This window comes from Allobosea sp. GW823-FHT02B03, assembly GCF_058797755.1.
In genome coordinates, this window is sequence record NZ_JBXAJY010000007.1 from 341,036 (window position 1) to 353,344 (window position 12,309).

Annotated in this window: 14 protein-coding genes and 1 pseudogene; 7 read left to right on the top strand and 8 right to left on the bottom strand. The window is 66.4% G+C overall.

Going from position 1 to position 12,309, the window contains the following annotated elements; all coding sequences use genetic code 11:
- The first annotated feature begins 52 nt into the window (after positions 1 to 52).
- The 3 genes from AC1REK_RS24375 (at position 53) to AC1REK_RS24385 (ending at position 1,756) form a co-directional block, all read left to right on the top strand.
- Positions 53 to 451, top strand: coding sequence for a group III truncated hemoglobin (locus tag AC1REK_RS24375; protein ID WP_492269619.1), 399 nt, complete (start codon positions 53 to 55; stop codon positions 449 to 451).
- A 217-nt stretch (positions 452 to 668) separates the two neighbouring features.
- Entirely contained in the window at positions 669 to 1,145 is a 477-nt protein-coding gene (locus AC1REK_RS24380) for an RrF2 family transcriptional regulator (RefSeq protein WP_492269618.1), read from the top strand.
- Positions 1,146 to 1,291: 146 nt separating this feature from the next.
- Positions 1,292 to 1,756: a hypothetical protein gene (locus AC1REK_RS24385; RefSeq protein WP_492269617.1), complete on the top strand. Its 465-nt coding sequence runs from the start codon at positions 1,292 to 1,294 to the stop codon at positions 1,754 to 1,756.
- Positions 1,757 to 1,805: 49 nt separating this feature from the next.
- Here AC1REK_RS24385 and ccoS read toward each other — a convergent pair.
- The 8 genes and pseudogenes from ccoS to ccoN form a co-directional block, all read right to left on the bottom strand.
- Positions 1,806 to 1,952 (bottom strand): annotated as a pseudogene (gene ccoS / locus AC1REK_RS24390) (cbb3-type cytochrome oxidase assembly protein CcoS); the annotation flags it as partial.
- A complete protein-coding gene (locus AC1REK_RS24395) occupies positions 1,949 to 4,225 on the bottom strand; it encodes a heavy metal translocating P-type ATPase (protein ID WP_492269616.1) in 2,277 nt (758 codons plus the stop codon). The pseudogene ccoS and the gene AC1REK_RS24395, both read right to left, overlap by 4 nt.
- Before the next feature lie 29 nt (positions 4,226 to 4,254).
- Positions 4,255 to 5,037 (bottom strand): DUF2189 domain-containing protein, encoded by a 783-nt coding sequence (locus tag AC1REK_RS24400; protein ID WP_492269615.1) that lies wholly within the window; start codon positions 5,035 to 5,037, stop codon positions 4,255 to 4,257.
- Positions 5,038 to 5,070: 33 nt separating this feature from the next.
- Entirely contained in the window at positions 5,071 to 5,289 is a 219-nt protein-coding gene (locus AC1REK_RS24405; RefSeq protein WP_492269614.1) for a hypothetical protein, read from the bottom strand.
- A complete protein-coding gene (gene ccoP, locus AC1REK_RS24410; protein ID WP_492269613.1) occupies positions 5,286 to 6,158 on the bottom strand; it encodes a cytochrome-c oxidase, cbb3-type subunit III in 873 nt (290 codons plus the stop codon). The genes AC1REK_RS24405 and ccoP overlap by 4 nt, the downstream gene beginning before the upstream one ends.
- Positions 6,149 to 6,319, bottom strand: a complete 171-nt coding sequence (locus AC1REK_RS24415; protein WP_066475718.1) for a cbb3-type cytochrome c oxidase subunit 3 — start codon at positions 6,317 to 6,319, stop codon at positions 6,149 to 6,151. The genes ccoP and AC1REK_RS24415 overlap by 10 nt, the downstream gene beginning before the upstream one ends.
- Positions 6,316 to 7,128 carry a cytochrome-c oxidase, cbb3-type subunit II gene (ccoO, locus tag AC1REK_RS24420; RefSeq protein WP_492269612.1) on the bottom strand — a complete coding sequence of 271 codons (813 nt, stop codon included), beginning with the start codon at positions 7,126 to 7,128 and terminating at the stop codon, positions 6,316 to 6,318. The genes AC1REK_RS24415 and ccoO overlap by 4 nt, the downstream gene beginning before the upstream one ends.
- A 5-nt stretch (positions 7,129 to 7,133) precedes the next feature.
- Positions 7,134 to 8,780 carry a cytochrome-c oxidase, cbb3-type subunit I gene (gene ccoN / locus AC1REK_RS24425; protein WP_492269611.1) on the bottom strand — a complete coding sequence of 549 codons (1,647 nt, stop codon included), beginning with the start codon at positions 8,778 to 8,780 and terminating at the stop codon, positions 7,134 to 7,136.
- A 639-nt stretch (positions 8,781 to 9,419) separates the two neighbouring features.
- Here ccoN and AC1REK_RS24430 point away from each other — a divergent pair.
- The 4 genes from AC1REK_RS24430 to AC1REK_RS24445 all read left to right on the top strand — a co-directional run bounded on the left by AC1REK_RS24430 (position 9,420) and on the right by AC1REK_RS24445 (position 12,294).
- Positions 9,420 to 9,899: a PTS sugar transporter subunit IIA gene (locus tag AC1REK_RS24430; protein WP_327522818.1), complete on the top strand. Its 480-nt coding sequence runs from the start codon at positions 9,420 to 9,422 to the stop codon at positions 9,897 to 9,899.
- A 118-nt stretch (positions 9,900 to 10,017) separates the two neighbouring features.
- A complete protein-coding gene (locus AC1REK_RS24435) occupies positions 10,018 to 10,557 on the top strand; it encodes an NUDIX hydrolase (protein WP_492269610.1) in 540 nt (179 codons plus the stop codon).
- Positions 10,558 to 10,784: 227 nt separating this feature from the next.
- Complete coding sequence (locus AC1REK_RS24440; RefSeq protein ID WP_492269609.1) at positions 10,785 to 11,030, top strand: hypothetical protein; 246 nt, start codon at positions 10,785 to 10,787, stop codon at positions 11,028 to 11,030.
- Between the two features lie 166 nt (positions 11,031 to 11,196).
- Positions 11,197 to 12,294, top strand: coding sequence for a carboxynorspermidine decarboxylase (locus AC1REK_RS24445; RefSeq protein WP_492269608.1), 1,098 nt, complete (start codon positions 11,197 to 11,199; stop codon positions 12,292 to 12,294).
- The last annotated feature ends 15 nt before the right edge of the window (positions 12,295 to 12,309 follow it).

The following is a 12,309-nucleotide window of genomic DNA, read 5'->3' on the forward strand; positions in this document are numbered from 1 at the left end:
ATTATGCATCTTAAAAAGGATCATCACCCTGATCCCACCCCTTCCCCAGGACGTGTCCGAGCCGCTGGTCGAGCGGATCGTGCATGGCTTCTATGCCCTCGTCCGCCAGGACGCCCTGCTCGGGCCGATCTTCGAGGAACGGATCGGCGATGGCTGGGATGCGCATCTCGCGACGATGGTGGACTTCTGGTCGTCGCTGACGCTGATGAGCGGACGCTATGGCGGCAAGCCGCATGTCGCGCATTTCGGGCTCGGGCTGACGGTGGAGCATTTCGAGCGCTGGCTCGCGCTGTTCGAAGGGGTCGTCAACGCGCATTGCGCGGGCCCGGCCGCCGCCCTCTTCATCGGGCGGGCCCGGCGCGTCGCCGACAGCCTGCAGATCGGGCTGAACATAGGCGACAAGGCACTACACCTGCCGGGCCGGGCAGCGGCTCCCGTCAGCGCTGCCTAGGACTGCCATCACCAACGCTGAGGCGGCTCCGATCGCATCGATCGGTTCGCGCGAGGCTCTGTTGGCGGGCCGGATTGGCGCGAGCCGGAGGAACTGCAGAACGCTTGCCAGCCGATTCAGAGCTGAATTCCGCCTGGGCGGTTGCGAAAGATGCTACGGGGCCACATCTTTCACCGTGACCCGACTGCAGCCCGGGACGACAGCGCCGGAAGCCGCAATGCGTTTGACGAACTTCTCCGACTATTCCCTGCGCCTGCTGATGTATGCGGCGACGCGGGACGGCCAGCTGATCACGATCGAGGAAACCGCCGCGGTCTACGGTATTTCCCGGGCCCATCTGATGAAGGTCGCCAATCTCCTGGTGCGTGCCGGCTTCCTCAAATCGATACGCGGGCGCTCCGGTGGCCTCGTTTTGGCGCGGCCGCCCGGCGAAATCGGCGTCGGCGCGGTGCTACGGACAACCGAGCCGGATTTCGCCCTGGTCGAGTGCTTCGAGGCCGGTAATCGCTGCCTCGTCACGCCACGTTGCCGCCTGCGCGGCGTGCTCAACGAGGCGCTCACCGCCTTCGTGACGACGCTCGACCGCTACACGCTGGCCGATCTTGTGCTCAGGCCGGAGGATTTCGGCATCGCAGCGCCGACACAGGATACCCCCAAGCCGGCGCGGCGCAGGGCGTCGGAAGCCACCTCCTAATACGGCCGACACCCGCCCCCCTGCCCGGCAGGCCGAACAATGCATGGCCAAGCATAATAAGATTCATTATCGATGTATCTTATTGATTTCGCGCGGCCGCGCTCGCCGCTCTGCGCGGGAGCGCAAACCGGTAAGGAACGAGCAGCATGGCGACGCTGGTGCTTGATCCGTCGATCTTCGTCGATGACGACATCCTGCACGAGATCGTGCAGTCGCTCAGCGAGCGCCTGCGCCGCCACAGGCGGCTGCGCGGCGGGCTCGACAGGGTCATCGGCAATCGCTGGCAGGAATTCGAGGAGGATTTCGCGCGTTTTCTCGGCGCGCTGCTGCTGCAGACCGGAGAACAGGGCGGCGGGATCGTCGCGCTGCACGAGGTCTTTCCCGAACTGGCGCCGGACCATGTCCGGGATGCCTGCGAGGTCTTCATGGAAGCAGCGCTGGAGGTTCTGCCTTTCCACGCCGCCGCCAGCCTGTCGGAGCTCTCCGAGCATGTCGGCGCCCTCGTGCTGCGCGCGCTCGAGCCCGCGACGGAAGCCGCAGCGGCGATGCCGCTGGCCCGGCGCCTCAGCGAGGCCGAGGCGGCGCTTCGGGCGGGGGCGGGCCTGCGATAGACTCGGAGGAGGCGGCCCCCCCACCCTCTTCCGAAGCCGGCTCTACGGGCGGAATCGCCTCGTCGTCGAGAAGAATGCGAGCGGCCGCACCGTCGAGATCTTCGTACTGGCCACTGCGTAGCGACCACATGAAGGCGCAAAGCCCGACGACGCCGAGCGCGATGGCGATCGGGATCAGGTAGAAGAAATCCATCATCGCAAGGCAAGGGCGGGCGCACCCGCCACCTCTTCCGCCGACGGCACCGGTGTGAGCCCGCCGGCGGCATGCCGGCCGAGCCGCAACGCATTCCCGATCACCAGAAGCGAGGACAGCGACATGGTCACGGCCGCGATCAAGGGCGTGACATAGCCGAGCACAGCGATCGGGATCGCGATCGCGTTGTAGGCGACGGCGAGGAAGAGGTTCTGCCGGACGAGCTTGCTGGCCTCGCGCGCTACGGCGAGCGCCTGCGGCACGGCGAGCAGGCTCTCGCGCAGGAAGACGAAATCGGCGGCGTTGCGCCCGATATCGGCGGCCGTTCCCGGTGCCATCGAGGCATGGGCACGCGCCAGCGCCGGTGCATCGTTGAGGCCGTCGCCGACCATCAGCACCTTGCGCCCCTCGGCCGCGGCGGCCTCGATATGGGCGAGTTTGCCGCCGGGCGAGACCCTTGCGCCATGCGGCAGGCCGAGCGCAGTGGCCAGTCGGCGGACCGGCTCCTCGCGGTCCCCGGAGAGGATTTCGACTCCAAGACCGGCGGCAGAAAGCCCCGCGATCGCCTCGCGCGCATCGGGCCGCAACCGGTCGTCGAAGTCGAAGCTCGCCAGCGCCTTGCCATCCCGGCTCAGCATGACGCGAGCTTCGTTCGTCCCAGCCTCCGGCGCGGCATCGGCGCCGAGCGCCCATTCCGGCCGCCCGAGGCGATAGAGCGAGCCGCTGGCCTTCGCCTCGAGCCCCGCCCCCGGCAGTTCCGAAATCTCGGAGAAGACAGTTCCGGCTGCGGGGCGGCCGAGCCCGCCGGAAGCTGCGACCAGAGCGCGCGAATAGGGGTGCCGCGAATGGGCCGCGAGCGCCGCCGCCAGCGACAGGGCGGCAGGCTCCTTCGCCCCGGGATCGAGCAGGCGCGGATTGCCCTGTGTGAGCGTGCCGGTCTTGTCGAAGACGACGCTGTCGATCTCGGCGAGGCGCTCCATGGCGGCGCCGTCCTTCACCATGATGCCCTTCTCGAACAGCCGGCGTGCCGCCATGATCTGGACCATCGGCACGGCGAGGCCCAATGCGCAGGGGCAGGTCACGATCAGCACCGCGATGGCGACGGTGATCGCACGGTGGGCATCGCCGGTCGCCAACATCCAGCCGAGGAAGGTCAGGAAGGCGGTGAGGTGGATCACCGGCGCATAGAGCCGCGCCGCCCGGTCGGCGATGCGCCGATAGAGCGAGCGCCCCTCCTCGGCCGCCTCCATCATGCGCACCATTTCGGCGAGGAAGGAATCCCGGGCGGCAGAGGTCGCGGTGATCTGCAGCGGGCGCGTCAGGTTGAGCGTGCCGGCCTGCAGCGCCTGCCCGGCAACGGCGGGCTGCGGCAGGCTTTCGCCCGAGACCAGCGAGCAGTCGAGTTCAGATGCGCCTTCGACCACCCTGGCATCGACCGGCACGCGCTCCCCCGCGGCGAGCAGGATGGTCATGCCGGGCTCGATCTCGGCGACCGGCAGGTAGGTCCCGGTACCATCCGCGCCGATGACGAGCGCGCCGCGCGCCGCGAGCCGGGCGAGACCCTTTACCGCAACCCGAGCCCGCTCGCGCATGACATGGTCCAGCGTTCGGCCGATCAGCAGGAAGAAGAGCAGCGAGATCGCCGCATCGAAATAGGCGTGGGGGCCGCCATGCACCGTCTCGTAGAGGCTGAGCGCGAAGGCGAGCGAGACGCCGATCGAGATCGGCACATCCATATTGGTGCGGCCCTTGCGCAGCGCCCCCCAAGCGGAGCGAAAGAAGACGCGGCCGGAATAGGCGAGCGCCGGCAGGGCGATCAGCGCCGAGATCCAGTGGAACAGGTCGCGCGTCGCCGGCTCGGCGCCGGACCAGACCGAGACCGAGAGCAACATGATGTTCATCGAAGCGAAGCCGGCGACCGCCAGCGCGCGGATGAGCTCGGAGAGCGCGGCGTCGGTGCCGGTTTCGGCGAAATCGGCGAGATGCGCCTCGTATCCGACGCCGGCTAGCGTTTCGGCGAAAGCCGGCGGCGTTCCGTCCCGCCAGCGGATCGAGACCCGCTTGGTCGAGAGGTTGACCCTGGCCCGCTGGACGCCCGGCAGTGCCGACAGTGCCTTCTCGATGGTCGCGATGCAGCCGCCGCAATGGATGCCCGGCACGGAGAGATCGGTCTGGCGCGCTCCGCCGCCCACAGGCCGGCTTGCCAGCAGGATCTCGTCGGCGGTCAGCCTGTGATCCGCCGTCGCATAGTCGGCGCCGGGCGCGCAGCAACTCATCGAAGGCTCCCGAAAGCGATAGCAGCCGCTCAGGCCGCGATCGCGCGATAGGCGTACCAGGTGCCGTGCCCAAGAAGCGGGAACACGACGATCAGGCCGAGCAGGCCGGTGGCCAGGCTCAGCAGGAACAGGCCGAGGACGATCGCGCCCCAGGTGAGCATCACCGGCAGGTTGTTCCAGACCAGCGCGGTGCTGCTGCCCATCGCCGTCAGCGCGTCGACCCGCTTGTCGAGCTGCATCGGGATCGCAAAGACGCTGATCGCGAAGGAAAAGGCGGCGAACAGGCCGCCGACGGCACTGCCGACGAAAAGCATCGCCAGCCCGACCGGCGTGGTGAACAGCATGCCGACGATGTGGTCGAGCCCCGGGAAGGGACGCAGGCCGAAGAACAGCGCGTAGATCAGCACCGCCGCGCGCATCCACACCAGCATCAGCAGGCAGAGCAGCACGCCGGTGAACAGCACCTGCCCACCAGAAGCCGGCTTGACGAAGAGCATGCGACCGAGACCGATGCGCTCGCCGAGGGCATGGCGGCGGCTCTTCTCGTAGAGTCCGATCGCGAAGAGGGGGCCGACGACCATGAACCCGGCCAGGGCCGGGAACAGGATGTAGTCCCAGCCGAAGGAGAAGAAGCAGGCAACGACGGCGAGAGAGACTAAAAAGACCAGGAGCCCGTAGCTCAGGCTCGGCACCGGGTTGTCGACGATGTCCTGCCAGCCGGCCCGCAACCAGTCGAAGGCGGCGGAAGCGGGCAGGCCGCGGCTCCATTTGTTCTCGCGCGGAAGCGGAGGGACGACGGCCGGGATGATCATGGTTCGCCTCGCTGCGGAGTGGGCTTCATTCCGTCACCTCGACTGGCAGGCTGAACGGGCGGCGCTGTACGCACCCGGCCGGCCCTCGCCCTCACCCCGCCGGAGATGGGGAACGCAATCGGGCTGGGATGAGATCGCGACATGGACCAGATGCCAATTGGCGCCGGCCAGCAGCAGCAAGCCGCCGCCGACCGCCAGCCCCACGACGAGCTTGCGTCGGCGCGCCTGCGGACTGGACACGATCTCGCTCATGGCCGCGGCTTCCTGAGATCGGCGAGGTAGAGCGCCAGGATCTTGCGGTCGACCGGCGAGAGCCGGTTTTCCCAGGCCGGCATCTGGCCCTGCCGGCCATGCCAGATCGAATTGAAGATCGACTGCGTGTCGCCGCCATAGGTCCAGGCCTTGTCGGTCAGATCGGGCGCGCCGAGCTCGGCATTGCCCCTGCCCTCGTCGCCATGGCAGGCGGCGCAATTGGCGGCGTAGACGGCCTTGCCGGCCTCGACCTTTGCCGCGTCGAAGGTTCCGGGCGCCGCCGACAGCGACTGGACGAAGGCGGTGACGTTCTCGACATCGGCGCGCGGGATCATGCCGTCACGGCCGAAGGCGAGCATCTGGGCGGTGCGGCTCTCGCCATGGCCGGAATTGATTCCGACCCGGATCGTCTCCATCAGCGCCTCGGGCGTGCCGCCCCAGAGCGTCGAGGCGGCGCTGAGATCGGGGAAGCCCTTGCTGCCCTTGGCGTCGGTGCCGTGGCAGACCGCGCAATTGTCGCCGAACAGGGTGCGCCCGCTCTGGCGCACGATGGTCATCAAAGCAGGATCGGCCTGGATCGCGGCGAAGTCGGCGGTCTCGATCTTCTTGCTCCAGGCGCGCGCCTGCTCGGCCTGCTCCAGCGAGCGCGCGATGTTCTTGCGGTCGTCGGCGCCGAGCAGCCCCTTGGTGTAGCTCACGCCTGTCGGCCAGGCCGGCATCAAGAGCCAATAGAAGAGCGAGAAGACGAAGGTCGCGATCAGGAAGAAGTACACCGCCCGGGGAACCGGCGTGTTGAGCTCCTTGATGCCGCTCCACTCATGACCGGTGGTCAGGAAGCCGCTGTGAGGGTCCCGCTCTTCTACCGCCATGGTCGGTCCTCGTCGCGCAGGATGGAATCGGCGGCCTTGTCGAAATGCTGCTTGTTCGACGGCCAGTAAGTGTAGACCAGAACGGCGACCGAGAGCCCGATCAAGTAGAACAGCCCGTAGGATTTCGAGAACCAGACGGCCGTGTCGTGGGCGAGGCTCATGGCTTGCCTCCGGATGGCGTTGCTTCTGCTGGCTTGGTTTCTGCAGGCTTGGCTTCCGCCGACTTGGTGCCTGCCGGCACGGTTTCCGTTGCGACGGCCGGCTTATGGGCGGCGTCGGTCAGGCGGCCGAGGATCTGGAGATAGGCGACAACTGCGTCCATCTCGGTCAGTTCATTGGGCTTGCCGTCGAAGGCACGCACCGAAGTCGCCTCGCCATAGCGCTTGCTCACGCCCTCGGCGAAGGGCGAGTCCGGCGCCGCCTGGCCATAAGCGTCGGCCGAGGCGTTGGCGATCATCTCGTCGGTATAGGGCACGCCGACGGCGCGCAGCGAACGCAGATGCTTGCCGAGATCGTCGGTCCGCAGCGGCGTGCGCAGGAACCAGGAATAGGCCGGCATGATCGAGACCGGGACGACGTCGCGCGGATTGTTGAGATGCGCGACATGCCAGGCGTCGGAGTACTTGCCGCCATTGCGGGCGAGGTCCGGGCCGGTCCGCTTCGACCCCCACAGCATCGGATGGTCGTATTTCGACTCGACCGCGAGCGAATAGGGCCCGTAGCGCTCGACCTCGTCGCGCAGGGTCCGGATCATCTGCGAATGGCAGGCATAGCAGCCCTCGCGGATGTAGATGTTGCGGCCGGCCACCTCCAGCGGCGTGTAGACGCGCATGTCGGGCGCGTCCTCCACCGTCTGGTTGATGGTGAAGAGCGGCGCGATCTCGACGAGCCCGCCAATGCTGGCGACGCCGATCACCGCCAGCACGAAGCCGAGCGTCTTGCGTTCGAGGCGGTAGTGAAGACCAAACATCGGCGTCACTCCCCGGGCTGAAGGGCCGGGGCCGGAACCGGCACCGAACTGTCCGCGGCCGGATCGTGCAGATGCGCGGCCCGGACCGTCATCCAGATATTGTAGCAGCCGACCAGCGCGCCGATCAGGAAGAGCAGGCCGCCGATCGCGCGGGCGATGTAGTAGGGCCGCATCGCCACGAGCGAGTCGAGGAAGGAATAGGCCAGCGTTCCGCTTTCATTGTAGGTCCGCCACATCAGCCCCTGGATGATGCCAGAATTCCACATCGAGAAGACGTAGATGACGGTACCGGCGAGGGCGAGCCAGAAATGCACCTCGACCAGCCCGGCCGAGTACATCGCCTTGCGCTTCCAGAGCCAGGGCACGGTGGCGTAGATCGCGCCGAAGGTGATCATCGCGACCCAGCCGAGCGCGCCGGCATGGACATGGCCGACCGTCCAGTCGGTGTAGTGCGATAGCGCGTTGACCTGGCGGATCGCCATGAACGAGCCCTCGAAGGTGGAGAGGCCGTAGAACACGGCGGCGACCATCATGAAGCGCAAAGTCGCGTCGTCGCGCACCTTGTCCCAGGCGCCGTTCAGGGTCAGGAGCGCGTTGCCCGCGGAGGCCCAGGACGGCACCAGCAGCATGACCGAGAAGGTCACGCCGAGGCTCTGCACCCATTGCGGCAGGGCCGTGTAGTGCAGGTGGTGCGAGCCCGCCCACATGTAGAAGAAGGTGATGCCCCAGAAGCTGATGATCGACATCCGGTAGGAGTAGATCGGCCGGTCGGCGCGCTTCGGCAGGTAGTAATACATCATGCCGAGGAAGCCGGCGGTCAGGAAGAAGGCGACGGCGTTGTGGCCGTACCACCACTGCGTCATCGCATCCTGGACGCCGGAGAAGGCGGAATAGCTCTTCGCCTGGCCGAGCGAGATCGGCATGGCGAGGTTGTTGACGATGTGGAGGATCGCCACGACCAGGATGAACGCCATGTAATACCAGTTGGAGACGTAGATATGCGGCTCCTTGCGGCGGGCGAGCGTCCTTACGTAGAGGATGAAATAGGTGACCCAGACGACCACGAGCCAGATATCCGCGTACCATTCCGGCTCGGCATATTCCTTCGACTGGGTGATGCCCATCATGTAGCCGGTGACGGCGATGAGGCAGAAGAGATTGTAGCCGAGCAGCACGAACCAAGGACTTAGCTGGTCCGGTAGCCGTGCCCGCGAGGTACGCTGGACGACGTAGAATGAGGTTGCGATCAGCGCATTGCCGCCGAAGCCGAAGATCACGCCGGTGGTGTGGATCGGCCGGATGCGGCCGAAGCTCGCCCAGCCGGCGTCGAAGGTCAGCTCCGGATAGACCAGGAGCCAGGCGACCCAGTCGCCGACGAAGAGACCGACGACCGCCCAAGCCATGGCCATGACGATGCCGAACTTGGTCGGCTCGTCGTAATAGCTCTGCAGCCGCTCCGCGCTCGGCTCGGGCGAAAGATAGCCGGCGATCACCACAAAGATGCCGGCGACCCCCGCGGCCAGGAACATCAGGCCGTGCACGCCGATCGGGTCGCCCTGGCCCGCGACGGTGAGCAGGAGCCCGCACAGGGCCACGGCGACCAGGATGGACAGCGCCAGCCGTCGTTCCGGAATCGTCAACTGGGCGATCATGGGCGGTCGTCCTCGGCTCGCTACACGCACGTCGATGCAATCTGCGACATCGAGTCCGCGAACCCGATCCGCGCCGGTCCGGCCACAGTGCCGCATGGGCAGGGCCGAATCGTCAAGGCCATTTAACATACATCAAATATGATTGTTTTAAATCAAGGCAGAGCGTCGCAGGCGCTGGCGGGACGGCGCGCATCCCTGTATGAGCGAAGCGCAGTTGCCGCAGCGCCGACCGCATCTCGACGCAGCGCAAAGACGCGCGCGCCCAGCGCCAAACATCACGGAACGATGCGAGGCCACCTTTCACAAATCGCGCATGATCACCTTGTCTTCGCGGCGCGCGTCGGCGGCAAGTCGCGACAGGATAAGCGCTTTTGACCGAAGGCGGGCCTACGCTTGACTTCCCGCCGAAGCATACTAATCCTAGCGCGCCATGATCAGTTTTTGGCTATACGATCCTCTCAGGGCAGGATTCCCCAAGATCGGCGCTTAACCCGGACGCGCGCATTGCAGCCTCGTCCGGGCAATCAGGCATTCTCCGACGGCAACTCGAGCACATGACGCCCATTCGGCGAGAGCGCGCACCATCCGCTCCGCCATGACCGGCGCGGATCGGCATAGATGGAAGCTGCAGTGAACATCATGAAATTTCTGGGAGCCGAGGACATCGCGCTCGACCTGCCTGCCGCAAGCAAGCAGGCGGCGATCGAGAGCGCCGCCGACCGGCTCTGCCGGGGCGATGATGACGGCGACAGGAAGGCGGTGCTTCAGGCCCTCAACGCCCGCGAGCAGCTTGGTTCCACGGCGCTCGGCCGCGGCGTCGCGCTGCCTCACGCACGAACCGACGTTCTGGGCGAACCCAGGGTCGCGCTCATGCGCCTGGAGCAGCCGGTCGATTTCGGCGCCGCCGATGGCGACCCGGTCGATCTTGTGCTGGCCGTGGTCTGGCCGGCCGAGGCGATGGACGACTTCCTGGGCACGCTCTCAAAATTCTGCAAGATGATGCGCGAGCCGCGCCTGCTACAGGGGTTGCGCGACGCCGCGGACTCCGAAGCCGCAAGCCAGCTCCTGCGGGTCGCCGCAGAGCAGACAGCTCCGGCGCAGAGCGCAGCGCGGGCCTGAGCCCAAGCAAGCTTCGCCAGCCCTCCAACACCGAAGCGCTCCCCTGGGGCTGTTATGCGTTTCAGCGCCGACAGCCCTGAAGGCGCTCGGCCCCAATCTGGAAAAGGAGATCAACGACGTGCGGACTACCGGTCGCGCCGCTCCCATGCGGAAGATCGCCGATGAAACGATTGACCCAGGCCATGAAAGCCGGACGCCGGGCGAGCCGATCCGCATCCAGTACGCAGCGCTTCCCCATCGGATATCGCAGGCCGGCAGCCTCGACATCATGCTGATCACCTCGCGGGACACCGGCCGCTGGGTCCTCCCCAAGGGCTGGCCGATGCGCGGCAAGACGGCTCCCGAGGCGGCTGCGCGCGAAGCCTATGAAGAGGCCGGCATCATCGGCCAGGCCGATGCCGCCCCGGTCGGCAGCTATCATTATCGCAAGCGGCGGCGCCGCGGCACGTCCGTGCTCTGCCGGGTCGAGGTGTTCCCGCTCGACGTGCTGGACGAGCTGCAGCGCTGGCCCGAGAAACGCCAGCGCAAACGGTCCTGGTTCTCGTCGGAGGACGCCGCCGCGCTGGTCGACGAAGCCGAGCTGAAGACGCTCATCCTGACAGCGCAGGACGCCATCCTGCGCGCGTTCGACAGAGAGGTCACCGCCCCGGCCGGCTGAGCGCTGCATGTGGGCTTCAAGAATAACGACAGAGACGCAAAAAATACCACGTTCCCGCTCATCGTAATATAAAGTTCAAACTTCAACGGCTCGGGCCTCTGAGAGCTTTTGTAGACTGCTGTCACGAAATTCCAAAAAAGTGACGGCCGGTTGATTTTCCCGGGATAGCTGCTATAGGATCGTGTATCGCCTAATGCAGGCTACATCTGCTGGTTGGGGAGGACGGCATGTCTGACGACGCCCTCTTCCAATTGGGGATGGGCGCAGTTTTACTGGACGCCTCCCAAAAGGAAGAAACTTTTGCGATGCCGGTCTCGACCGCATCGATCGAGGTGATCAACAGCGCCGCCCAGCCCGCCGGGCCGCGGCGTCGTGCCGCAATCATGCTTCGCACCGAAAAGAAGAGCCGGAGCAACAGCGCGAAAGCGCTGATCCAGCGCGCGGAGACGGCATTCGCATCGCCGATGCCGTAACCGCCGGCCGCGCCTTGCCCGGGCGGCCACGTACGACCGATCCATTCCCGAATTCAGAACGCCGCCACGACACCGCGCCACGGTGAGCGTGCCGGCTTGCAACGTCGCGACCGAGGCCACCCGGCCCGGGCGCGGCTCCACGCTTTTCGACAGGTGCGACGCATCGATGATCCAGACCCCCTACTACCTGATCGACAAGGAAGGCCTGCTGCGCAATTTGCGGACGATCGACCGTGTCCGTGCGCGCTCTGGCGCCAAGGTGCTGCTAGCGCTGAAGTGCTTCGCGACCTGGTCGGTGTTCGACCTGATGCGCGAATACATGGACGGCACGACCTCCTCCGCGCTCAACGAGGTCAAGCTCGGCCGCGAGAAGTTCGGCGGCGAGACCCACGCCTACAGCGTCGCTTTCGCCGATCACGAGATCGACGAGGTCCTGGCCAACTCCGACAAGATCATCTTCAACTCGATCAGCCAGTTCGAGCGCTTCTCCGGCGCCACCAACGCGACGAGCCGCGGCCTGCGCCTCAACCCGCAGATCAGCGCCTCCGGCTTCGATCTCGCCGACCCGGCGCGGCCGTTCAGCCGCCTCGGCGAATGGGATGCGGAGAAGGTCGCGGCGATCATCGGCCGGATCGACGGCTTCATGATCCACAACAACTGCGAGAACGCCGATTTCCAGCGCTTCGACGCGATGCTGGTGCAGATCGAGGAGAAGTTCGGGGCCCTGCTCAAGCAGGTCAGCTGGGTCAGCCTGGGCGGCGGCATCCACTTCACCGCTGACGGTTACCCGCTCGAGGCCTTCTGCGACCGGCTGAAGGGCTTCTCGCAACGCTATGGCGTGCAGGTCTATCTCGAGCCCGGCGAGGCGGCGGTGACGAGGAGCACGACACTCGAGGTCACCGTCCTCGACACGCTGTTCAACGGCAAGCACCTCGCCATCGTCGACAGCTCGATCGAGGCCCACATGCTCGACCTGCTGATCTACCGGCAGAGTGCCAAGCTCGCCGCCGAAGCCGGGCCCCACCGCTATGCGATCTGCGGCAAGTCCTGCCTGGCCGGCGACGTCTTCGGCGAGTTCGACTTTGCCCATGAGCTAAAGCCCGGCGACCGGATCTCGATCCAGGACGCAGCCGGCTACACCATGGTGAAGAAGAACTGGTTCAACGGCGTCCAGATGCCGGCCATCGCCGTGCGCGAGCCCGATGGCAGCGTGCGCATCGTCCGCGAATTCTCCTTCCAGGACTACCTCTCGAGCCTGTCCTGACCCTCCCCCTCTCTG